Raw genomic sequence first — 23,817 nt, 5'->3', positions numbered from 1 at the left:
ATCCTTTTGCCCTCCACCCCTTATGGGGCGGCTGGCAGAAGTTTATCCCTTTCCGCTTGTTGGGGAGTTCCCCAAGCCCCCGACAGAGTGCTGGCGCAACTCTGACCGAACACCACATAATTGTGGTGGCTACGCTTCGCTTATAAAAGAAAAAACCGGAAGCTGGGCACTATGCCACGGCTTCCGGTTTCCCTAATACCTTAGCGGTCTTGCTCCTGTTTTTTCTCTTGTTCCTGTTCTTTCTTTTCTTCCTGCTTAATCTGAAGCAGGCTGTCCACATTTGACTTGACCGCCTGCAATTCCTGATTTTCCTGCCGCAGCCGCTTGAAATCCTCATAGGCTGCTTTTTTCTTTGCCAGCAGGTCGGTGTACTCCGCTTGCAGCACCTTGACCGTCGGCAGCTTCTTCACACCCTGGGCATCAAATGCCCGCTTCGCCGCTTCATGCAAAAGCAGATCTGTTTCATGGGCTGCCCTAAACGCCGGTTTATCCGCCGCTTTGGTTTTCCGGTAAGCCAGATAGGTATTCCGGGTCTTGGCATAATTGATGATATGCGTCTTTAAGGCTGCGATCTGTTCCATACGATGTTCCATCTGCTTGATAGAGGTAGAAACCGCTTCAAAATCTGCCGTAGCCGTTTCCACTCTGGCTGCCAGAACATCATACTCCGTGATACCATGCTCTGTAAGGTAGTTGAGGGTCTTTGCGGCCTCTTTCAGATTGTGAATCTTCATCCACCGCTCCATGCCAGGGCCACGCCCTTGCAGGCGGGCCTGAATGTCCATAAGCAGATTGATACGGGTATCCTTTTCCAGATTGACTTTCTTTTTACGGCGGGGTAACTGGGTCTTTCCAATGCGCTCTTGCAGGGCTTCCAGCGTGTAATCGGCTCCCAGTGTCCGGGAGCGGGTAAAACGCTCCTGTCCCTGGGCACGAAATTTCAAAATCTTTTTACTCTGGATGACCTCATAGCCCTCCTGCCGCATAGCTTCCAGAAATTCATCAAAAGTCTTAACCGCAGGCAGTATCCGGTCAATATTTTTCCGCAAGAGATTTTTCCAACTCGTGCCGGTTTTCTCTGCCGCCCACTCCGCATAGTGCTTGCCTTTTTCCTGGGGTTCTTCAATGATGTTCAGACCAAATTCCTGGCATATCCGGTCATTGGCTTTCCGCAGAGGGAGAAAGCTGTTTTTCACATTGTTGAACTTGTGGGAGCAGTCCAGAGCGGTGCTGTTAAATTCGATGTGATTATGGATATGCTTCTTATCCACATGGGTCGCCACAATAAATTGATGTTCTCCACCAGTAAACTCCAAAGCCAATTTATATCCCAGCTTATTGGCATCCTCCGGCGTGATGGTTCCCGGCTCAAAGGACTGGATAATCAGATAAGAAATCACATCCTGATCCGGGGCACGTTTGCGCCCGGTTGTAGCGGTATAAATCTGCTTGGATACCGCAAATTCCTGCCATGCCGTATCCGGGGAACACTGATAGCCAGTGACCAGTAAGCCGCCGTCTGTTTTCTCTGGATTCTTGTCATAGTCCAGCCGGTCTTTTAACACAGCGGCAATGCTGCGCCCCTCGCTGGCATGGCGGGGTTTGAGTTTTGAGATCGCCATACAGCGGCTCCTTTCCTGTAAAATCATAACAGCCGCAGACCATATTTTGTGATCTGCGGCTGTTATTTAAATTTTTAGTTTTGAAATTCTCTCAACACTGTTGAGAGTTTTGTCTTTCGTCCGCCGCATCATATAATTCTTCCAGTTTTTTCTGCAAAATTTCTTTGCTGATTAATTTGGTGCGGTATTCAGAAATCATGGTGGAACTCATATTACGGCTCAACGCATATTCCACTACATCTTCATCTTTACTTTTGCAAAGAATAATGCCGACACTTGGATTCTCATGGGGTTTCCTTATATCACGGTCTAATGCTTCCAGATAAAATTCCATTTTACCCAAATATTCTGGTTTGAAATCGTCAATCTTTAAGTCAATGGCAACCAGACACTGCAATTCCCGGTGGTAAAAGAGAAGATCCACAAAGTAATCATTTTTCCCAACCTGCAAATGGTATTCTTCACCCATGAAGATGAAATCACGGCCAAATTCCAAAAGAAATTGCTTCATGTTCTTTAAAATGGCCTGCTTCAAATCAAATTCTTTATACGGCTCCGGCAAATTCAAAAATTCCAACATATACAAATCACGAATCATGCCTGTATTTTCCGTATGGTCAATTCCTGACGGCGCTTTCCCATCAGACAGAAGAAGCCTCTCATAGTAACCGCTGTCAATCTGGCGCTCCAGTTCCCTTGCCTTATATTTCTCCTTAGAAGCCAGCTTTAGATAAAATGCCCTTTCTTCATCTGTCTTGGTTTTTGACATAATGTGAAGATTGTTCGACCATGTATTTGCTCTCAACAGTGTTGAGAGTTCTGGCTTATCCTGATAAGTTTCAAAAAACTGTTTCATGCGCCAGATATTCTGTGCCGAATATCCCCGAATGCCGGGTTCCTTAGATAGAATATACTGGGATAATTGCTTTACAGTAGAACGTCCCCATCCATCTTGCTGTGCTTTCTCCGAAACGAATTTTCCGATGTTCCAATATAGACTGATGATGGTTTCATTTACCTTATAAGCAGCTTCTTGTCTTGCCTGCTCAATAATCTGCCTGATTTTTTCAAAATCGTCAACGTAAACGGGTTCCAACTCATTCATTTTGTGAACCTCCTTAAAAATCATAACCGTCTTATTATTATATCTGTAAAAAGGATTCTTGTACAGCTAAAATCCGGGCACGGCAGCTTGAAAATACTGCCGTGCCCGGTAGGGGTTATACTGTTAAATTGCCTTTAGCATACTGTTTATATCGTCCACTCGTTCTGTTAGCCAGACAACCGCCCCCGGCAGCCCATAGGGGCTTATCGCCCAGGCCAAAACCGCAAAGCCGAGAAAGCCATGCCATTCTCCGATGAACAGCATCAGGACTCCGAACAGAAACAAGGCTCCGGCAATCACATTCAAAACCATGCCGGAAAACAGACAGAAAAACCGTGCAAAAGCTACCAGCAGGGTCAAGATCAAGGTTACAGGGAACAACGCCAGCTTTATTAAAAATCTAATCATACCGGATACCTCCTTGAATCAATTCTCGTTGCAAGCTCACCATATCGCTTTAAAGTCATAAAGTCAAGTAAAACCTGTCACAAGTCCTCAAACTTGGAGAGCAGGGAGCTGAACGCTCCCCACAGTTCTCCGTATCTGGTTTTTAAATCTGCGATGTCCTCCTCATACAGATTGCCGGTGCTGTTCACACGCCTTGCGATCTGGTTCAAATTGTTGGAGCAGGTGCGCAGCAGGGCGGCCAGTTCCTTAACGTCTGTCATATCTACCCGGACAACGTAGCCGTCCACCGCCATTTTTCTGAGGTACGCCCTCTGGTTGTGCGTGCCGAGCAGTTCCATCTTTTTGTCAATGATCTCTTTTTCTTCGGACGATACCTTGAAGTACAAGGGAATGGTGCGTCCGCTGCGTGGATTCATTAGATTGCCACCTCCATCTCTTTATCTTTCTTTGGTGCTGCACTGGCGGCGGACTCCACACCCATGCGTCGCAGGAGCCGCTTGATGGAAGTCTTGCCGTCATGCTTTTGCCGTTCCCGGCTGTTTGGTTTGTCTTTGCCGCCGATGTTTAACGCCACATTTAGGGCAGCCAGACGCTCCGATTTTTCCGCAAGCTCCGCTTCCTGGGGGAATGGGCGCTTGACCTCAACCTTGGCGTCCTCCATCTGCTGGAGTAGGTTTCCAAGAACCGTCTGATGCTGTTCCAGGTTATCCCGCATTCCCTCCAGCACATTGTCCATACGGGTGATGTTGCCAAAGGGGTCGCTGCCCGGTTCAAAAGTATGGGAGCGGGTATGCTTCAAAGTAATCTGAAGCTTCGGGGACAGTCCGCTGTCGGATACCCATAACGTCATGGGGAACCCACGATATTCGCCCAGTTCCACCTTGTCGCTCAAATCTTTCAGGCTTTCAAACGCAGCGATGATCGCTTGGCCTGCTTCTTTCTTTTCGGTGTAAGTAGTGCCCATGACCGTCATGGAAAAATGCTCCTTATCCGGCGGCGTATGGGCTTCCAGGTGCCGGATGTCCGTTTCCAGGTCAGCAATCGTTTCCTGTTCCCGTTTGATTGCCTGGGGATAGAACTTAATCAGGTTATCCTCCAGGGCGTACCGCTGGCTTTCATGGTTGGCTTTTAACAGCTTTAGCTTCGTGACCTGCCCATCCAGTTCGGTCTTTTCCATAATCCTGGGGTCTCCGGATGCCAGCGCCTTGACTTCCGCATAGGAAAGGGCAGCTTCGTCCACATCCTCACAGGAGCGGGACGGGTTCTTGCCGCTCATAAGCTGGCCGATGAATTTCTGCTTGTTCTCGATCAGCCCCCAGTTATAAGCGTCAAAGGTTCCCTCTGTCACATACTTAAAGATTTTGACACTCTTAAACTGGTTGCCCTGGCGCAGAATGCGCCCCTCACGCTGTTCGATGTCCGCAGGCCGCCACGGGCAGTCCAAATGGTGGAGCGCCGCAAGCCGTGTCTGGACGTTTGTGCCAGCCCCCATCTTGGAGGTGGAGCCTAAAAGGACACGCACCTGGCCTTTCCGCACTTTAGAAAACAGTTCCGCTTTCTGAACGTCAGTCTTTGCGTCATGGATAAAGGCGATCTGTTCCGGCGGAACGCCCTGCGCCATCAGCTTCTGTTTGATGTCATCGTACACATTAAAGGAGCCGTCCCCGTGGGGCGTGGAGAGGTCACAGAAAACAAGCTGGGCACCTTTCTGGGGTTCCGTATCCCGCCAGACTTGCAGCACATTCCCCACACAGGCATTGACTTTGCTTTCCGGGTCGTCAGGCAGTTCGGGATATGCCAGACGCTGATCCAGCGCCAGCTTCCTGCCGTCCGACGTAATCTTGAGCATATTGTCCTCCCTGGGTTCCACTAAGCGGTTTCTCACATCCTCCGCACGTTCCCCCAGTTCGGCAACCAGCTCTTTTTGAAACTCGCTGGGCTTTGTGACTACCGTGATATTTTCCGATGCCGGAACCGGCAGCTTTAACATTTCAGCAGTCTGGATGTCCGCCGCCTCTTTCCACATGGCCATCAGTTCCGGCAGGTTGAAAAACTTGGCAAACCGGGTCTTGGCGCGGAAACCGCCGCCCTCCGGTGCCAGCTCCAGCGCCGTGACCGTTTCGCCAAATGCTGCCGCCCAGCTATCAAAATGGTCAAGGCCGGTTTCTTTTAACAGGTCATATTGCAGGTAGCGCATCATGGTGTAAAGTTCCACCATGCTGTTGCTGACCGGGGTTCCGGTGGCAAACACCACGCCTTTCCCTCCGGTCAGATCGTCCAGATACCGGCACTTGGCAAACATATCACTGGATTTCTGGGCTTCGGACTGCCCGATACCGGCAACATTCCGCATTTTTGTTGTGAGGAAAAGATTTTTAAATCCGTGTGCCTCATCCACAAACAGCTTATCCACGCCCAGTTCCTCAAAAGTGACCACATCATCCTTGCGGCTCTGGTCATTTAGCTTTTCCAGTTTTGCCTGCAAGGATTTCCGGGATTTTTCAAGCTGTTTGATGGTGTAGCGTTCACCGTTCTGGGCTTTGGCTTCCTCAATGCCGTCAATCACCTGGTCGATCTGCTCCCGCAGGATTGCCTTCTGCCGCTCCGGGGAGAGGGGGATTTTCTCAAACTGGGAATGCCCGATCACCACCGCATCATAATCGCCGGTAGCAATCCGGGAGCAAAATTTCTTCCGGTTCTGGGGTTCAAAGTCTTTCTTTGTGGCAACCAGCACTTTGGCACCGGGATAGAGCCGCAGAAAATCTGCGCCCCATTGTTCCGTCAGATGGTTAGGAACCACTACAAGGTTTTTCCGGCATAAGCCCAGCCGTTTGCCCTCCATAGCCGCCGCAATAATTTCAAAGGTCTTGCCAGCGCCCACACAGTGGGCAAGCAGGCTGTTCCCGCCGTAAAGCATCCGGGCAACGGCATTCTGCTGGTGAGAGCGCAGCTTGATTTCCGGTGTCATACCGGTAAAGCGGATATGGCTGCCGTCATATTCACGGGGTTTAATGCTGTTGAAGATCTCATTGTATTTCTGGCACAGCACTTCCCGGCGCTCCGGGTCTTTCCATATCCAGGATTTAAAGGCTTCCCGCACCATTTCCTGTTTCTGCTGGGCCAGCATGGTTTCTTTCGTGTTGAGGACACGCTTTTCCGTGCCGTCTGCATCGTGGATGGTGTCATACACCCGGCAGTCCCGCAGATTCAGGCTGTCCTCAATGATAGCATAGGCGTTCTTGCGCTTGGTTCCGTAAGTCACATAGGCAAGGGTATTGTTCGTACTGTCACGGGTCTTGCCGCTGATGTTCCACTCGCCGGTAGCGGCGGAATACCGTGCGGCAATGGTATCGCCCCTGAGATAGCCGGGGGTCTTTAAAAGTTCATAGGTAAACTGGGTGTAATACTTCGGGTCAATCCAGGTTGCGCCGATCCGCACATCAATCTCAGCCGCAGAGAGGTCTTTGGGCTGTGACTGCTCCAGCGCAGATACGTTGACCGCATACGCCGGGTCATGTTCCGCCGCAGCCCTGGCAGCCGCCAGCTTCTTCCGCACGTTGCCGGAAAGGTACTCGTCAGCGTTTTCCCAGCCCTCCAGCGGATGATCCAGCCCTTTTTCCGGGTTCTTAAAGATCACGCCGGAGAGTTCCTTGGCAATCTCCAGTTCCTCACCGGGACGGTCTAATATCTCCGCCATAAAGGAAAGGTCAACCCCGGCCCGCTCCCCAATGGACACCGCCAGGGCTTCCACCGGGGTATCCACATGGTCAATGCGCTTTTCCTGGTTGATGGTGCGCTTGGAGAACATATCCGCTTTGCGCTCCAGGTTCCTGTCCTCGTCCAGTACTTCCAGGGAACATAACAGGCAGTAGGAGCTGTCCTGCTCAAACGCACGCTTGTTTCCGGTGCTGTTGAGAAGCCCCCATTTTGCGGTGAAGCTGTCATAAGCCGAGTTCAGCCGTGCCTGAAGCTGTGCAATCTGCGCATCGGAACCGCCGTTTAGCTGGGTTTCAATTAAGTTCCGGGTAATGTCCCGCAGGGCGATCATGCCCCGGATGCGCTCCTCCGTGGCAGCCGGGACTTCGACCGGAATCAGCCCGCCATCTTCCTTGTAGTAAAGTTTTCCGTTTGCTTCGGTGTAACTGAAATTGCGGACTTCGGCAGGGGCGTCCAGGGTTTCGGCATCCTGCTCCGGTGCCGCCGCTTCCTGCATCAGCAGGGCTTTGTCCGGTGCGCTTAAATTTGCCACCGCAGCGGCAAGCTGTTCTTTTAAGTCGGCATCCGGCAGCGGCTTGCAGGCAGTTTCCTGCCCGTAGGGGCCGCTTTCCCATACCATAGAACCCAGAACCATTTCCGGGTGCTGTTCAAAATATTTGTTGACGGGAATACCGTCAGCGGTCTGGGAAACATCTACCCAGTCCGGCATCTGTTCCGGCGGTGCGGCCCGCTTCTGCAAAAAGATGATGTCGCTGGTCACTTCCGTACCGGCATTTTTAAACGCATTGTCCGGCAGGCGGACAGCGCCCAAAAGGTCGGCTCTCTCTGCCAGGTATTCCCGGACGGCGGTGTTCGGCTTATCCAGTGTGCCTTTTGATGTGATAAATGCCACGATACCGCCTGGGCGCACTTTATCCAACGTCTTTCCAAAGAAATAATCGTGGATGAAAAAGTGCTGCTTATCATACCGGGCGTCGGCTATCTGGTAGTTGCCAAAGGGCACGTTGCCCACCGCCAAATCAAACCGGTTATCGGCAAAGTTGACACGCTCGAACCCGTCCACTGTGATATGCGCCTGGGGATAAAGCTGCTTGGCGATCCTGCCCGTGATGGAATCCAGTTCCACGCCGTAAAGGGCAGTATCTTTCATGGAATCCGGCACCATGCCAAAAAAATTGCCGGTGCCCATCGCAGGCTCCAGCATGGTTTTTGGTTCTAAGCCCATCTGCTCCACGGCATGATAAATGCTTTCAATGATGACCGGTGCGGTGTAATGGGCGTTTAGGGTCGAACCTCTGGCGGCTTCATATTCAGCCGGTGTTAAAAGCCCTTTCAGTTCGGCATATTCTGTTTTCCACTTTTCATCGGAACCGTCAAACGCCTGGGGAATGCCGCCCCAGCCCACATAACGGGACAGGGTTTCCTGTTCCTCCGGCGTGGCGTTTCGGCCATCGGCTTCCAGTTCCTTTAACAGCCGGATAGCAGCCACATTCGCCTGATACTTTGCTTTCGGGCCGCCCACTCCCAGATCGGGAGCAGTAATGCGGTAATTTTCTGCTTTAGGCGGTTGGGGCTGCACAGGTGCTGCCGGTTCGGACGGCTCCGACAGCGGAGCGCCGGATGCAGCCAGTTCTTCCAGTTCCTTGTCCCGAGCGTCTTTGACCAGTTCCCGGACGTAAGACACCGGCTCATTCCTGAAAACCGGGAATCCGGTTCCGGCCGCAAAGGTATCATCCCGCAGGCTGACCGAACCAAAATCATAGTCCACGCTGTCAATGGTAAAAGTGCGTCCCTCGTCTGTGACCTGCATCCCAATGGGGATATAGTCTGCAATCTCCAAGACTTTCTGGACTTCGTAGGTTTCTCCCTCCGGGTGGGCAAACAGGGCGCTGTTTCCGTGCTGGAGCAGCTTTTCCCCCAATGCCTGCCAGCTTGCGGCAGAGCCGGTGACGGCAGTTTCTCCAAGTCCCGGTATTTCTCTGGTAACGATCTTGCTCCCCAGGGCTTTGGCGGCAGTTTCCGCATCCTTGCCATAGAACAGGTACAGATCATCCACTCGGACACCTGCCATATGGCCGGGGTATTCTGCTTTGATCTTTAAGTATTCTTCGGTCAGCGGCGTAAGGTTCGGCTCCGGCTGGGGGCTTTCTTCCTCTGACGGTGCGCCCGCACGGGTTTCCCTGTCAGTACGTTCCGGCTGGGGCAGGGTACTTTCCTGTCCGGCTTCCTTTAAGGTCAGTGTGCGCCCCAGGGCGGTATAAGTTTCGCCGTTATCCTGGAAGAACATCGCAGGCAGGCCCGCCGTCTGTAACCGGTCAGCGGCTTCCTGCCAGCCCTCCCGGATACCTGCCACGGTCACTTCGCCTATTCCCGGCAGATCAACCGGCAGAAGCCAGGATACCGGCACCGCTTCAAAGGCAGTCCGGGCATCTTCACCGTAAAACAGGCAATACCCGCCGTTTTGGATACCGACCAATTCTTTCGGGTGCTTTTCTTTTAAGGCGTTGTAGGCATCCACATGGGGTAAAAGGTTTGTAGAGCCAGACGTTTCAGCCGGTTCTTCCGGTTCTGTCTTTCCCGTTACCCACGCAGGAGCATCGGAGTCATTTTCGTGCTGTTCCACGCTGGTACGGCGATCCGTTACCATATCCTGATAAGTACGCTCTAAAATATCGTCGATTAAGTATTCCCTGAAATCCGGCAGCGTGGTGTAGGCTTCATAAAGGGCGGGACGGCTGTCTTTCAGACCGGACAGCAGTTCGTCCAGTTTTGCTGAAAGTTCTTCCTGGGCATCCAGCACATCTGTATCCCGGTCACGCAGGAAAGGATAGATCTCACTCTGTTCGATCAATCCGATCAGTTCCGGCAGCGCCGCTTCATAAAGCTGTTTCGGGGTAAGGGCTGCCTGTTCCGTTGCCTGGGCAAGCACTTCCTTGTGCAGACGGTTATGGAAAGCGGACACATCAAAATAGGCTTTGGTCAGTTCCACATCGTCCACGGCAAGCACCGCCCGCCTGATAGCGGCGTCGCACTCGATTTTGATATTTTCCTCATCGGAATTTTCCAGGGCGTTGGCAAAGGCGTTATCCTGTAAGATCTGGGCTAAGACCACGGGCTGGAATTGCTCATAAATATCCCGGACAGTGCGCTTTGCCGGTTCCGGCTCCAGGGCGGCCTCCGCTTCGTCACGCTCCAGCATAGACCGGGTGTGGTCTGCCAGTTCCTCCGGCTTCGGGGTTTCACTTCCCAATTCCTCAAAAGCGTCATTCAAATATTCTTCAGAAACCACAAGCCCTTGTTTATCCAACAGTTCCTGTGCCTGTAAAATGATTTTCTCACGGGAGGATGGAGCATCCGGTTTTTCCGGTTCCGTCTGCACCGCACTTTCCGAAAAATCAAAGGAAAGCTGTTCCGGTTCGTCCGCTTTTGCCGTTTTGAGGCTCTGGCTCTTTAACCGCCGCAGGGCAGACTGGGCGGCATCCAGGGGCTTTTGTTCCCGGCTGGCTTTCGGCTGTTTCGCCGGTGCCGCCTTTTGGGGCATATCCGCCGCCCTTTGGATCAGCGAATAGGAGCCGTCTTTGTAAGCGGAAAGCCTGTCATACGCCCTGGTGCAGACTTCATAGCCATACTGTTTGGGTGTCAGGGACTGCAAGCCGTCTTTCATCACAGACAGCAGGCCGTCCACCTGCGCCGGATTATCAAGCATGGGGCGAACCTGCTTCCAGCCGTCAAAGAATCCCTCCACCTGATAAGGACGCTGTTCTTTGGCTGCATAGTGGAAAAAGGAATCCACATCACGGGAGAGGATAAAACGCTCATATTCCGGGAACCGTGCCTTATCGTCCGGGGTAAGGAACCGCCCGCTTTCCATAAGCTGATGGATATGGCGCTCGGCCTGGTTCCAGTTCAAAGAAGTTTCCGCATAAGGCTTCCCGTAGCTGCGCTTGATCTTCATGCCTTTGGCATCATGCCAGGTATCACGGATAGAGCTGCCACTGCCGCCAGTGCCAAAAGACTCTTTCAGATAATCCTGTCTTTCTTTGCGGTCTGTGTGATTCTGGAAAAACACATACGCCGCCAGCTTGCTGTCCGAATAGCCGCCGCCAGGGGCAAGCACCTCATTGATTTCGTCCTCTGTAATGAAAGTGGGGCGTTCTTCCTTGAACTGCCCATCCAGGGGAAAGACTTCTGCCGGGATCTGCGCCTGCTCAAGCCGGTGCAAAATGGCGTTGGGGCGGTGAAAATGGAACCGCAGGATTTCCCGGTTCTCCTGGTAAGCATCGCAGAAGCCCTCCATTTCTTTTACAACAGCCGCCAACTGCTCCGGGGATTGCAGCAGCTTTTCTAACTTAGCCGTATCCTCCGGGAAACCGCCCCTCTGCATATAGACTCCATCCACAGTGGGGAGAAGTCCGGCTTCCTTTGCCCCATCGCCAAAATCCTGCCTAAGATACCAAAGCTGCGCCGCCAGTTCTTTAAACTCATTCCCTTTGACCTGGCCTGCCTGTTCCGCAGAAAGATATTTACCGGTTTCCACCAGCCTGCGGATACGGCTTTCTACTTCCGTCCAGGACAGGCGCAGGCTCTCTTTGTCATAGCGGGCGCTTTTGCCGCTGTTGATAGAAAACCCGTTTTCATCAAACCAGACCGCATAGGGAGCGCCGCCTATGGTAAAGCCACGCCCGCCGGTGCCGAACTCTTTGCGTAAAGATACCGCCATTTCTCCCGCAGGAGCGCCAGCCTGATACTGGGCATAAATACGGAGCGCCCCGGCAGGCTCGTTGGTTCCGGCAGACAAAATCCGCTCAACTGCCTGCTCCGGCACCATGCCCACAGAAAAAGCGGGGGTGCTTGCCTCCGCTTGTGACTGGGCGATCTGTTCAATCTGTTCCTCCACGGTGGGGAACAGGGACATTTGTGTAAAAGTCGGGCTGGCATCGGAATACGGGCCGTCCATCTCCACAGACGATAAAACGGCAGGCTCGCCGCCTGCCGTCCGGGTGTCTGTATTTAACTGTAAATCAGGTCTGCCATCACGATCTCCTCGGCTCTCTGCCGGATGTTGTTCATCCGCTGTACCCATTCCATCTGGTTGGCTGCTTTCAGTTCCTCCGTCACGCCCTCGCTCATCGCCAGTTCCGCCATCATGCTCTCTATCTGCTGGTTCGCCGCCTGGTCGATCTCCGTCAGATGTGCCCACAGGGTTCCTTTCAGCAGCATCGCCGTGTAAGCCGCTTTCCGGTGTTCCATCAGATATTTCTCCCTCGCCCTGCCGTACCGGGTCAGGGTTTCCGGTTCGTTCTCCCTGCTGTCCATCACGATGTTCGGAATCTGATAACCGTTCCGGTTGGTGTATGTCAATTCGCTCATCTTCGCCGCTCCTTTCACGCTTTAAAGTGTTAAACTGTTCATCTTTATTATAGGACACATCCGGCTGTTTGGCAAGGATTTTTTTCGCCTGTCTGACCTGTTCCAGTTGGATATTTTTTACCGCCTCACCGATCTCCATTAAAATGGTGCGGTTGGCTTCGGCGGTGGCAGTGCCCAGGCAGGCCAGGGTGCCCACGTTGTTAAAGTTCGTAATGCCCCGCAGATCGTCTGCGTCGATATAGAGGGAAGCGTCCAGCCCGCAGCGGGTTAAAACCGCATACTGGACGCTGGCTTTTATGGTGTCACGGAAAATGACCTCTATGTTGTGGTCGTCCAGTCCCTCTAAAAAGCTGTCCTCCACCTCATAGTGCAGGTCACGGAGATATTCCCCATAATGTTCCTCCGACACCTTTGAAGCCGCTTCCATCAGGCACTCGCCCAGGTCGCCGCCCTCCGGGATGCCAAACACTTTTGCCAGCCGTTCCATAACCGGGGCATGATAGGCTTCCTCCATTCTCCAAAGCCACGGGTCTTTGCCGCCTTTTACCCTATGGGTATCGGAAACATCGTGGACGTTCTGGATATAGGGCCTGCCGCCTGTGCCTTTGCGGATCAAGCCGATTGCATTGGAACCGGCGTTGACCCAGCGGTGCATCTTGTTATTCCACGTTTCAATGTCCGCACAGGCGACCGCATCCGGGCGCTGGATATAGATTAAAAGCTGGTCGTCAAAATCATAGCTTTTATAAAACCGGGATGCCGTGGTCAGAAACTTCTGCCAGTTTTCCGGTGTTCTTGTGACTTCCTGCTGGGCTTTCTGCGCCAGCTCGGAAATATACAAAAACCATCTGTTTGCCATTGTGACCTCCTTTCAAAAGAAAAGCGGCCAGTGCAGTGCGAAACCACACCGACCGCCGATAAATGATTATTGCTGTTTCCGTTCTTTATTTTTCCGGTTCATATCCTCCAAAACCTTTTTCTGTGCTTCAGACAACACCCTGGGCGGGGCAACCTTGACCCACTTCTTGGGAAGTGAGTATGTCAGGCCGCCGTAGCCATTGTCGCCGGTCTGCGTGACCTGCTCCGGGTGGCTCTGGCACAAGCTGTTCAGCGTGTTCTGCAAGCCTGTGTTGTAGGTATAAACCGCAGCAGTAGATTCACTCTCATTAAAGAGGATGATCGTTTCCTGCTCATACTTTGTTAATCTCATAGGCATTACCTCTCCAAATCTTTCCGCTTCGCCGGGGGCTTGGCTGCCGTATGCTGCTCCGGCTTTTTTGCGAGCTGCTCCCGGATCGAGGGCTTTTTCTCCGGCTTCTTTTGCGGCTGCTCCCTGGAAAAATCCTTTTCCCGCATCTGCCTAAAAGCGGTGATCCTGCCGGTTTCATCCGTGACAGGGGTATACATTTTCGGAATCTTAAACATCATGCCATCCAGACTGATACCGCCGTAATAATTCCCGTGGGCGTCCCGTTCTTTCTGAAGCAGCACGGTCTTATCGGAAAGGATAAAACCCTCCATTTCATGCTTATAGACCAGGCCGCAGGGAATCCCGCCAGACTGGGTAATGGCGATTTCTCTGCCCACCGGCTCAAAGGGATTCTCCACTGGCACATCCTCCACCACACGAAAAGCGGTAGGCTTGCCCCGTTTGCTCCTCTCGGCAACTTCATAGATATGGGCATCAATGTAGCTGCCGTTTACCCTGCGGTTGGAGGACTCATAAAAATCCGGGTTGGACGCACAGGGCGTTAAAAGGATACCGCCTTTGACAATGTACTGATCCTGGGTAATCTCACCGGGTTCGATATACCGTTCAAAGCGGTTGACCGGCACGACCCGCAAAATCGGCGTTTCCTGTTTTTGCTCCTGCATTTCCTGTGCCGCCAGCACCGCCGCACGCTTTTCCTTTTCAGCAGCTTCCGCTTGTTCCACTAAAAACGCATAGTCTATGGCTTCCAGCTTTGCCTCCTGCAAACGTTCATCGGAGAGCAGTTCATAGATTGCCCTCGACATGGAAAATTCCGGGTTGTCAAGCTGCCCGCCGTCCAATTCCTGAAAATCCTGATTGAAAAAGGTGTAATCGTAGCCGCTGTCACAGGTCTGGATTGCCAGGTAACGGGAACCGCCGTCAATGGATAATCCCGCTTCTTCCGGGTTTGGCAGGTTGTTGAGAATCCCGTCAATCATGTTGCAGTTTTGCTCCATGCTCATTTCGGCGGTTCGCAAAGCATTTTGCGGGGCGATTTCTTCCAGCCGTTTCATAAGTTCCTGTGCTGCCTGCACCGCCTGGGGATCACGGCTATCGTCGATAAAGCCCATCAGATAGTTTTTCAGCCCATCCGTTTTTCCCGCAAGCAGCATCGCTTCGGTATCCCGGATGTTCTGTTCTTTGTCCTCAACGGTATCCATGTACTCATAAGGGTCAAAATCCTCACCAAACTGGTCAAGGGCAGCCGCCAGCCCGTGAATCTCCTCCGGGGCAGGTACTTTTTCTTCATTCCGGTTTATATCCGCCATAGGTTACTCCTTTCCTTTGGTTTTCGGTCTGGGCGGCAGCTCTATCTTGTAATTCACATACTTTTCGCCGGTATCCGCCAGCACCACCACAGCGTCATAGAGTACGCCCTTTTTCTCGCTGAACAGACCTTTCATCTTGATACGCCCATTCTTTAAGAGTGCCGCCGCCATCGGTTTGGTCAGTTCCTTGTGCTTGGAAGTGAAAAAGCGGTCGTCTTTCCACATGGAAAACTGGCACTCCCGGTTGGAGCAGAAAAAATTCTTCTTGCTCTCCAGCACATCAGAGCCGCAGCGGGGGCATTTCCCGATAACCTCCCTCTGTTGGAACAGGGAAGTATCCGCTTTGACGGCACTGTACTGGGCAACCAGATCGGACACCATCTGTTCAATGCCGCCCATAAACACATCGGGAGCCTGTTCGCCACGCTCCACAGCTTTTAAGCCAGCTTCCCACTGGGCGGTCAGCCTGGCGGACTTCACACTGTCCGGCAGCACCACAATCAGGTTGAACCCCTTTTTGGTGGGGAGAAGCTGCCTGCCCTTGCGTTCCAGGAAACCGCCACGCACCAGCTTTTCCAGCACACCGGCACGGGTGGCAGGTGTGCCCAGGCCCGTGCGCTCTGCGCCCTCGATCTCGGCAAATTCTTCGGCGCTGGCGTGTTCCATAGCCGATAAAAGCAGATCTTCCGTGAAGTGCCGGGGCGGGCTGGTGGTTCCCTCTTTGGTAGAAGCCCTGACCTGTTCAAAGGTCTGCCCCTCTATAAGCGGCGGCAGGGCTTTGGCGTCCTCGTCCTTGGAATCGTCCTCCGGCTTCTTTTTCAGCGTGGCAAAAAAAGCCTGTTCTATCTCCTTAAAACCGGGCGATACCACCACACGCCCCTTTGCCGTAAAGGTAACGCCGCCGCAGAGAAGAACAGCCGTGGTATCCTCATAAAGATGTTTTTCCCCCACGGCACACAACAGCCGCACCGTTACCAATGCCAGGATATTGCGCTCCCCGGCAGGAAGTGAGGAGAGGTCAGCGCCGGAAATCTGCTTTGTGGGCAGTAATGCGTGGTGGTCGCTGACCTTGCTGTTATTGATGACACGGGACGCATCCACGCTGAGAGCCGCCACGGAAAATGGCAGGGCGGATGCCGCCAGCTCACACAGCTCTGGAATGGTGTCTTTCATATCCTCCGTCAGATAGTTGGAATCCGTCCGGGGGTAGGTCAACAGCTTTTTCTCATACAGTGCCTGGGCGTAGTCAAGCACCTGCTGGGCGGTATAGCCAAACAGCCGGTTCCCGTCCCGCTGAAGCGAAGTCAGGTCATAGAGCTTGGGCGGCTGTGTGGACTTCTGCTTCTTTTCCACGGACTGCACAACAGCCGCCTGCGTGCTGCAGGCGGCTGAAAGATGGTCGGCGGCTTTTCGGTTCTCACACCGTTCACTGGCGGCGGTAAACTTCCCGCAGTCCAGCACCACCGTATAAAACTTTTCCTTTTTAAAATCGGAAATGGCAGTTTCCCGGTCTACTACCAGAGCAAGGGTCGGGGTCATAACCCTGCCGATGTTCAAAGTTTTCCGGTACAGGGTAGAAAACAGCCTGGTGCCGGAAATGCCCACCAGCCAGTCCGCCTTGGCACGGCACAGGGCAGCTTGATACAAAAGATCATACTCTGCACCGGGGCGCAGGTTCTCAAATCCCTCCCGGATTGCGGAATCTTCCATACTGCTGATCCACAGCCGTTCAAAGGGCTTTGTGCATCCAGCATGGTCATAGACCAGCCGGAAAATCAATTCCCCCTCACGCCCCGCATCCGTAGCGCACACAAGGCTTTCCACATCCGGGCGGTTCATCAGGGAAACCAGCACCTCATACTGGTCTTTTTTATCCGGTGCCACCGTGTATTTCCATTCTTCCGGGATAATGGGCAGATCTTCATAGCACCATTTGGAATACCGGGCATCATAAGCGTCAGCCGCCGCCAGCCCGATGAGATGCCCCACACACCAGGACACCACATAGCCGTTACCCTGCAAATATCCCTGTCCACGTTCCTTTGCGCCCAGCACGGCGGCTAAACTCTGCGCCACGCTGGGCTTTTCTGCAATTACTAACTTCAAGCCGTTTTCCTCCTTTCGCTCATCAGCTTTTTGTAGCAGATACCCACACAGCGCCGCCCCTTGCCATAACCACAGTCATAGCAGGGGGAATCGGGGGCAGGTGCCGGCCTTTCCTCCGACACCTGCCGCCCAGCGGGTTTCTGCTGCATCATCCGTTCCAGTCCGGGGTTATTAGAAAACAAGGTCATCGTCGCCCTCGATGGGAATGTCCTCGTTATCTTCTTCATAAAGCCTGCGCTGTTCGGCTTCTTCTTCCTCGGAAAGTTCCTCCTGACCTGCATCCTCGCCGGTTGCTTCCTCATCTTCGTTGACAGTAGGCTCCTCCGGCCCCTCAAACTCAAAATCGTCGATGTCCTCGGCATCATCCAGATCATGCTTCGGCTTATAAACCTTGAAATAGTAGCCCAGGCCGCCAGCCGCCAGCGCAGCCACGATCATAAGGAACATCATACTGTTGTTACTCTTGGGGGCGGGCTGCTCCGGTTCGGGTTCCGGTGTTTCCGGTTCTGACGGTTCCTCCGGCTCGGCAGGAGCGGCGGGTTCCGGCTCTGACGGTGCGGTCGGTGTGACAGTCTGGCTGTCCATGTCTTTTTGTGCCAGCGCCATCAGGTCGCTTTCCGTTACGGCATTGAGGAAATACACATTTTCGCTGTCACGCTGCTTGTCGATAATAAGGTAAAACACATTTTCATCCGGGGTCATAATGGTATAAAACTCCTTGCCCTGTTCATCGGTAGCGTTATCAACCACCGTGGCGCTGCCATCCGGGGTAAACGGGTTATCCTCCGTTTCCTCCGTGGCAACCGGGCTTACCGCAGACGGGTCTTTTCCGGTATCCGCTTTATTAGAGGAAGAAATAGTGCCGCCGGTAGGCTTTGCCGTCTGCCCGGTAGAAGCAGTCCCGCCAGTGCCAGACTGTGAAAGCGTGGTGCCGGTGCCCCCGCCCGTGGGCGTTGTAACCGTGGATGCAGGGATAGACGGGCTGGTGGGAGAACTGGACGTCTTATCGCTGTCTTTTTTCGGTTCCTCATAATAGGGATTGTTAAGCTGGGTCATGCGGCTCTTATTTCCGGCACGGTCAGTGGCCTGGATCGTGATCTGCTCATAATTGTCCGCATAATCTTTCAGACGAATATCCAAGGTGCCATTATTCAGCTTGGAAAAAGAATTGCCGCAGACGTAGATTTTGTCCACGCCGGAGAGGTCATCGCTTGCTTCCACACGGAGCAGCTCGCCCTCAATCCCCGCACGGATTGTCGGGGCTTCCCGGTCAAAGACCTCAATGTAACGGTTCTTGGTGTGGGACTTTCCGTTTTTATCGGTTACGGTCACATAAATGGTGCAGTTTTCGGAGATTTCCAGGGATACCTTGTCTTTATCCACCAGATCGTCCGTTAAATCAATCCAACTGCCGCCGCTGTTAATCTTGGCTTCCACGGTATCCCAGCCGGTTTTATTGACATCCTTAATGCGGATTTCCACATTTGCCCGATTGGTGTACCAGCCGTCCGGGGCAAGAATGGAAATGGTAAACTTGGGGTCAGCTACTTCCGGCTCCTTGCCCTCGCATTTTGTCAGGTCATTCTTGCAGATCACGCAGCCTGTATTGACCGCACCAGCGGCACATTTATCGGTGCAGGTGCATTTTTCCGGTTCGGCAGGCTGTTCCGGCTCCGTGGGCGTGTCCGGTTCCGTAGGCGTATCCGGTTCCGTAGGCTGTTCCGGCTCCGTGGACGTATCCGGTGCTTTCCCGATGCACTGTGCCCGGTCAGACTGGCAGACAGCACAGTCAGGATTCACCGCACCCTCCTGGCACAGAACCGTGCAGATACAAGCTGCCGGTTCTCCTGCCGGGGGAGCGGTACACAAATCCATATCGGCAGCGCAGGCGGGGCACTCGGTATTGTGATCGCCCTTGGTGCATTTCTTCTCGCAAAAACAGGGCAGCGTGTTCGGCTCTGCCGCTTGCCCTTTGCAGGCATCGGCATTTTCCTTACACACCGGGCATTCCTGATTGGGAGTTTCCACAGAGCATTTCGTATCACAAATACAGGCAGGCGCATCGTTGCCCGATACGTCCTGCGCCGCAGCCATGCCCAAAAGGGGCATCGTCAAAAGGAAGATGGAGAGCATCATGCAGACCATTCCGGTCAGCCGCTTACTCCGCTTCATGTTCAGATTCTTCATGTTCGTTATCCTCGCTTTCCATAAAATCAGGCGTCCCGGCTTTAGAGCCACGGAACGCCTTGATAAATGCTGCCAGTTCCTCCGGGGCTACATCCAGCCCACGAACCATACCGACAATCTCCATATTTTCCAGTTCGGTCTTTTGCTGCTCCAGTTCCCTAAGCCGGGTCTGCTGGACAGCGATTTTTTCTTTTACCTTGTCGATCTCCGACAAGACTTTCTGCAACTTGTTACTCAAATCAAAACCTCCTTAATTTAATCTGCCGATGGCATAGAAATGCTGCGACCAATAGCTGCTGTCAGTCCTTGCGTACTGGATGGGCGACCCACAGTGAATCATCATATTGTTGCCGACGTAGATTCCCACATGGCTCACTGGCCCTGGGGAGTTATAAGTGCCAGTAAAGAAAATAATGTCGCCGGGCTTGGCTTCTGACATTGGAATATGGGCGCATTGGTTATAAATGCCCTGGGCGGTGGTGCGGGGCAGGTTGTGGACGCCGCTGTGCGTGTAAACGTAGCATACAAATCCGCTGCAATCAAAGCTGGTGCTTGGAGAAGAACCGCCCCAGACATAGGGGAACCCTAAGTATTTTTCGGCTTCTGCGATCAGTGCGGCAAAATCAGGGTCAGCCAGGGCTTCCCCCGGAATGTCGTAATCTTCACCGGCGCTTTCATTGGCGTAAATATCGCTGCCGAACAGATAAGGCTTATTCCCCTTTAAGGAAAGGGTGGCCGTATAGCGTTCTTTCTGCTCCTCGTCCAAGTTCTCCAGGGCAACCGCCCCGAACCCTTTATTTCTAAGGGTCACATAGAGGATGTAATACTCATATTCCTCCTCATCCTCCGTGGTTTCCCCTGTTTCCGGGTCGGTGGAAGTAACCGTGCGGGTTCTGATCTCCACCACCTCACGGGTGGTCAGGCTGTACTGCCTGTCGAACATGGCTTCCAGTTCTGCCTGCACCTGGGCAGGCGTAAAAGCGTCAAACTTTGCCGTCAGATAGGAAATCAGTTCATTGGGGTTATGCCCGATGCTGTCCACATCGTACCGGTATTCATCATAGCCGGGGTGGGTGCGCTCGATGTTCGCCAATTCATTTTGCAGAGCGGTTTCCAGGGCGGTGTAATTGGCTTCTGTCTGAATGATGTCGGGATCTTCCGAAGTGTAGGAAGTGCCCAGCACGGCGCTCATGGCTCCATCCATCATCACAGAGCAGGAAGAAAGGGACGAAAACACCATAATAATCAGCATGGCAATCGCACCAGCCATCACCAGCCCGCCTTTATGCTCCTGCACCGCAGTCGCCACGGTCTGACCGATACTGCCAAACATATCCTTTGCTTTCTGGACAAATGCCGAACCCGGTTTCTCAGCCTGCTTTGCTTTCCGAAACTCTTTGGCATACTGGCGCTTGATGCGCTGTTTCTGAATAAGACGCTTGACGGCATTTTCCTGCAATTCCGGGTTATCCCGGACAGCGGCACGATAAGCGGCACTGACATTCGCCCGGTTGACCTGGGCTTCCAGCTTCTCCACACGCTTATACGGGGCGTTCTGCCGGTACTTGCGGATTTCATGGCTGGCGAGAGCAGCGGCCCCCTCAGACGCAAGCTCTGTCCGATGGGCGGCTTTCGTACCCACGTTTTCTTCCTCCACCTGATGAATCTTGGAGTGGACGGTGGCACTGGCACTCTGTACCATGCGCCTGCCCGCCTTTTTCGGCAGGGTTTCCTGCCCACGTTTTTTCTCCACTTCCTCAAACCGGAGTGTGTGCTTCAGCCTGCTTTTTTCGGGATCAAGTTCTTTTTGCAGACGCAGTTTTTTCTTCTTAGGCACTTTCTTTTTCGCCTTTTCCAGCTTCGTACCCAAAACCTCCGCCTTGTGTTCCGCACGGGCAGCCCGTTCCTCCGGGGTGAAATTCAGCCGTTTGCTGCGCTCTACATCGTCAGCATCGTAGATGTTGGCTTTTTTCTTCATGGCAGACCTCCTTATGCTGCCAAATCCGCAGGCTTCGTGGTCATAACCTGGTACAGCTTTGTATCCGTGGGGAACTTATCAACAAAGGGAATAATCTTATCTCCAAAGAACAAAAGCCCCTCACCGGCGTCACTGTTCGTGATGTGACCCAGCTCCTGGGGAGAGATACCAAGACGCTGCGCCAGAATGTTCCGGTCGCTGGCCGCCTGGTTCAACATCAGGATAAAATCGCTGTTTTCCAGGATATTTTCAATCTCCGGGCTTTCCAGCAGATCCTTGACATTCTGCGTCAGAGCTGTCGGGATGCCATTCCATTTTCGGAATCTCTTGTAGATTTCTGCGGTGTAGGCAGCCGTCTGCGGCTCCTTTAAAAGCAGGTGGAACTCATCTAAGTAGATGCGGGTGGTCTTTCCGGCATAGCGGTTTACGGTGGTGCGCTGCCAGATGTTATTCTGGACGGTCAGCATACCGGGCTTTTTCAGGTTCTGCCCCAGACCGCTGATGTCATAGCAGGCCACACGGTTATCAACATTGACGTTAGTTCGGTGGTTCAGATAATTGAGGGAACCAAACACATAAAGTTCCAGTGCCGTGGCAAGTTCCTGTGCCTGTTCTTCCTGCTGTGCCCGCAGACACTCATACAAATCCCCCAGGATCGGCATATTCTCCGGCCTGGGGTCTTTGATAAGCTGGCGGTAGATTTTCGGGATACAGCGGTCAATGACCGATTTCTCAATGGGCTTTAGGCCGCCCTGGGCGGCAGACAAAATCAGTTCACAGAATGACATGATAAAGTCCGCTTTCATCAGAAGCGGATTCTCGCCGGTATTCGTGGTCAAATCTACATCCAGCGGATTGATATAATCGTGGCTGTCCGGGGCAAGCCGGATCACCTGTCCCGAAAGTTGCTGGCACAGGGAAGTATATTCATTCTCAGGATCGAGGAACAAAATGTCATCCGTGGTATGCAGATAGACGTCTGCCGCTTCCCGCTTGCAGCTAAAGGATTTACCGGAACCGGGAGTGCCAAGCACCACTCCGTTGGGGCACTTGAGCGTTTTGCGGTCAGCCAGAATCATCCGGTTTGTGGTGGCGTTTAGCCCATAGTAAACGCCTTTGGGCTGGAATACCTCACAGGCACGGAACGGCAAAAAGATTGCCGCCCCGCTGGTGGTAAGCCCACGCTGGATTTCCACCTGGTTGATGCCGATGGGCAGCGCAGACACAAAGCCCTGTTCCTGCTGATAGTCCAGCCGGATCAGATCGCAGTTCTGGGTATTGGTAATGCCGTTTGCGGAGTAAATCAGATTTTCCAGCTTCTGACGGCTGGACGCCGCATGGACAACCAGGATTGTGACCATAAACATTTTCTCGTCATGGTTCTGCAAATCCTCCAAAAGTTTCTGGGCTTCCTTGCCGAATGTCACAAGATCGGGCGGCAGGATGTCCATATCAAAACCGGAGCGGACGGCCCGTTTCTGTTCGTCGATCTTTGCCTTGTCCAGATCACTCAGCTTGCGCTTGACTGCTTTCAGAGCGGCATTCTGGTCGAGGGCTTTGGCATGGATGCTGACGATCTGGCTTCCCTCCATGTTCAAAATGCTGTTTAACAGCGTGTCATACAGTTTGGTCGCCCGGATCTGCAAAAAAGAAACCGCCCCGAAAGATGCGCCGGAGCGGAAATAGCGCCCATCCTTGAAGAAGAACGAGCTGGGGGCGATATAGTCTTTGCTGGACAGCCCTGTGTGCTTTAAGGAATCCCAGTTAAAACGGAACTTCCGGTTCTCCTCCAGATGCAGGCACCGATGAAGAAGCGTCAGCCGTTCATAACCGTCCATCGGATGTGCGGCAACCGTCAGGGCACGGAAATGCCCCACCACATCATTGTCGATCTGCTCCAGGCGGGAACGGGCCTGCCTGATGCCGTCTGCTTCGATAGTATAGGTCAGACAAATACGGCGCTCATACCGGCTCTTGGAAACCTGCCGCACCAGCATATCGCTGTATTCCTTTCGGATTTCATCGAACTGGTCGCCCTGGGGGTTAAGGGCAAGCATTTTCCGGTATTCCACTAGGTCTGCCGGATAGCAGATCACGGAAAGTTCAAAGCCCACAGACGGCCCGAAATAGTTGACCAGCTTGCAGTAAAGCTCAAACAGAACCGCCTTTTCATCGTCAGACGCTTCGGCATAGTTGATGTCGTCACAGAGGACGCTTTTACTGTAAAGCCGGTTCGTGATGCGGCAGATGCCGTCCGGGTACATTTCTTCATAGGGAATAGTCTGCTGGGCGGTCTTTGCGATTTTACCCTCTTTTTTTGCCCGCCGGATTGCCTTTTCCACACGCCTTTTGTCGGCGGCGGTCAGCTTGGTATCGGGCCGGATCACGAGATGTTCCCAGCCCACGGCTGTTTTTGCCGGTGGCTTTGTTCTGAATGGAAACAAGTTGTTGTACCTCCTTTTCATAGCGTGCCTGCCGCTCCAGGGCGGCAAACCGGTTGTTGGTCTGGTAAGGTCTGGCCGCAGGTGCGAGCAGCCGGACACGGATGATATTTTTCAGAATCTTTTCCAATGGCTGACCGTTCTTCTCATACAGCCCGAACAGCATAAAGGGCGCTGCCAGGGCAATCAGAAGAAGCAGGGCAAGGTCATTCCCCAGGGAGTGCCGGGTTAAGAAATAAGTGCCCACGCCTGCAATCCCGCCCAGGGAAAAGCAGACAATCTGGCGCTTGGTCAGCCCAAAAGCCACCTTGTCCTTAACCTCGGTCAAGTCTTTGGTAATCGTCACATAAGCCAATCGAAACC

The 23,817-nt window shown here is 53.1% G+C and carries 13 protein-coding genes; all 13 read right to left on the bottom strand.

The genetic code is table 11. The features are described 5' to 3' along the window. Positions 1–200: 200 nt before the first annotated feature. Positions 201–1,622 carry a relaxase/mobilization nuclease domain-containing protein gene (locus LJE12_RS05620; protein WP_227226746.1) on the bottom strand — a complete coding sequence of 474 codons (1,422 nt, stop codon included), beginning with the start codon at positions 1,620–1,622 and terminating at the stop codon, positions 201–203. Positions 1,623–1,713: 91 nt separating this feature from the next. Then, positions 1,714–2,727 carry a PDDEXK nuclease domain-containing protein gene (locus LJE12_RS05615; protein ID WP_227226747.1) on the bottom strand — a complete coding sequence of 338 codons (1,014 nt, stop codon included), beginning with the start codon at positions 2,725–2,727 and terminating at the stop codon, positions 1,714–1,716. Between the two features lie 123 nt (positions 2,728–2,850). Continuing rightward, a complete protein-coding gene (locus LJE12_RS05610; protein ID WP_154265440.1) occupies positions 2,851–3,135 on the bottom strand; it encodes a CD1845 family protein in 285 nt (94 codons plus the stop codon). A 77-nt stretch (positions 3,136–3,212) separates the two neighbouring features. Next, a complete protein-coding gene (locus LJE12_RS05605; RefSeq protein ID WP_227226748.1) occupies positions 3,213–3,551 on the bottom strand; it encodes a plasmid mobilization protein in 339 nt (112 codons plus the stop codon). After that, positions 3,551–13,081, bottom strand: a complete 9,531-nt coding sequence (locus tag LJE12_RS21035; protein ID WP_331466078.1) for an N-6 DNA methylase — start codon at positions 13,079–13,081, stop codon at positions 3,551–3,553. Before LJE12_RS21035 ends, LJE12_RS05605 begins: the two co-directional genes overlap by 1 nt. A gap of 66 nt (positions 13,082–13,147) precedes the next feature. Continuing rightward, the gene (locus tag LJE12_RS05590) at positions 13,148–13,432 is read right to left on the bottom strand and encodes a hypothetical protein (RefSeq protein WP_154265436.1); all 285 of its coding nucleotides are present in this window, start codon (positions 13,430–13,432) and stop codon (positions 13,148–13,150) included. 5 nt (positions 13,433–13,437) lie between these two features. After that, positions 13,438–14,742 (bottom strand): LPD16 domain-containing protein, encoded by a 1,305-nt coding sequence (locus LJE12_RS05585; RefSeq protein WP_227226750.1) that lies wholly within the window; start codon positions 14,740–14,742, stop codon positions 13,438–13,440. A gap of 3 nt (positions 14,743–14,745) precedes the next feature. After that, positions 14,746–16,848, bottom strand: a complete 2,103-nt coding sequence (locus LJE12_RS05580; protein WP_227226751.1) for a DNA topoisomerase 3 — start codon at positions 16,846–16,848, stop codon at positions 14,746–14,748. Positions 16,849–17,019: 171 nt separating this feature from the next. Next, positions 17,020–19,035, bottom strand: a complete 2,016-nt coding sequence (locus LJE12_RS20515) for a DUF4366 domain-containing protein (RefSeq protein WP_227226752.1) — start codon at positions 19,033–19,035, stop codon at positions 17,020–17,022. Continuing rightward, a complete protein-coding gene (locus LJE12_RS05570; protein WP_112090112.1) occupies positions 19,007–19,273 on the bottom strand; it encodes a DUF4315 family protein in 267 nt (88 codons plus the stop codon). Before LJE12_RS05570 ends, LJE12_RS20515 begins: the two co-directional genes overlap by 29 nt. Positions 19,274–19,285: 12 nt before the next feature. Then, complete coding sequence (locus LJE12_RS05565) at positions 19,286–21,013, bottom strand: C40 family peptidase (protein ID WP_227226753.1); 1,728 nt, start codon at positions 21,011–21,013, stop codon at positions 19,286–19,288. An 11-nt stretch (positions 21,014–21,024) separates the two neighbouring features. Further along, complete coding sequence (locus tag LJE12_RS05560) at positions 21,025–23,397, bottom strand: VirB4-like conjugal transfer ATPase, CD1110 family (protein ID WP_420314562.1); 2,373 nt, start codon at positions 23,395–23,397, stop codon at positions 21,025–21,027. Next, positions 23,318–23,800: a PrgI family protein gene (locus LJE12_RS05555; RefSeq protein WP_227226760.1), complete on the bottom strand. Its 483-nt coding sequence runs from the start codon at positions 23,798–23,800 to the stop codon at positions 23,318–23,320. Before LJE12_RS05555 ends, LJE12_RS05560 begins: the two co-directional genes overlap by 80 nt. Positions 23,801–23,817 lie beyond the last annotated feature (17 nt).

The sequence above is a fragment of the Blautia sp. DFI.6.71 genome, from assembly GCF_020593585.1.
Taxonomy (GTDB): Bacteria; Bacillota; Clostridia; order Lachnospirales; family Lachnospiraceae; genus Blautia_A; species Blautia_A wexlerae.
This window is presented reverse-complemented; position numbering and strand designations above follow the sequence as displayed.

Bases quoted from the DNA above. Each gene is read 5' to 3' on its own strand.
- LJE12_RS05610 (WP_154265440.1), bottom strand. From the start codon at position 3,135: ATGATTAGATTTTTAATAAAGCTGGCGTTGTTCCCTGTAACCTTGATC.
- LJE12_RS05585 (WP_227226750.1), bottom strand. From the start codon at position 14,742: ATGGCGGATATAAACCGGAATGAAGAAAAAGTACCTGCCCCGGAGGAG.
- LJE12_RS21035 (WP_331466078.1), bottom strand. From the start codon at position 13,081: ATGGCAAACAGATGGTTTTTGTATATTTCCGAGCTGGCGCAGAAAGCC.
- LJE12_RS05565 (WP_227226753.1), bottom strand. From the start codon at position 21,013: ATGAAGAAAAAAGCCAACATCTACGATGCTGACGATGTAGAGCGCAGC.
- LJE12_RS05620 (WP_227226746.1), bottom strand. From the start codon at position 1,622: ATGGCGATCTCAAAACTCAAACCCCGCCATGCCAGCGAGGGGCGCAGC.
- LJE12_RS05605 (WP_227226748.1), bottom strand. From the start codon at position 3,551: ATGAATCCACGCAGCGGACGCACCATTCCCTTGTACTTCAAGGTATCG.
- LJE12_RS20515 (WP_227226752.1), bottom strand. From the start codon at position 19,035: ATGAAGAATCTGAACATGAAGCGGAGTAAGCGGCTGACCGGAATGGTC.
- LJE12_RS05590 (WP_154265436.1), bottom strand. From the start codon at position 13,432: ATGAGATTAACAAAGTATGAGCAGGAAACGATCATCCTCTTTAATGAG.
- LJE12_RS05615 (WP_227226747.1), bottom strand. From the start codon at position 2,727: ATGAATGAGTTGGAACCCGTTTACGTTGACGATTTTGAAAAAATCAGG.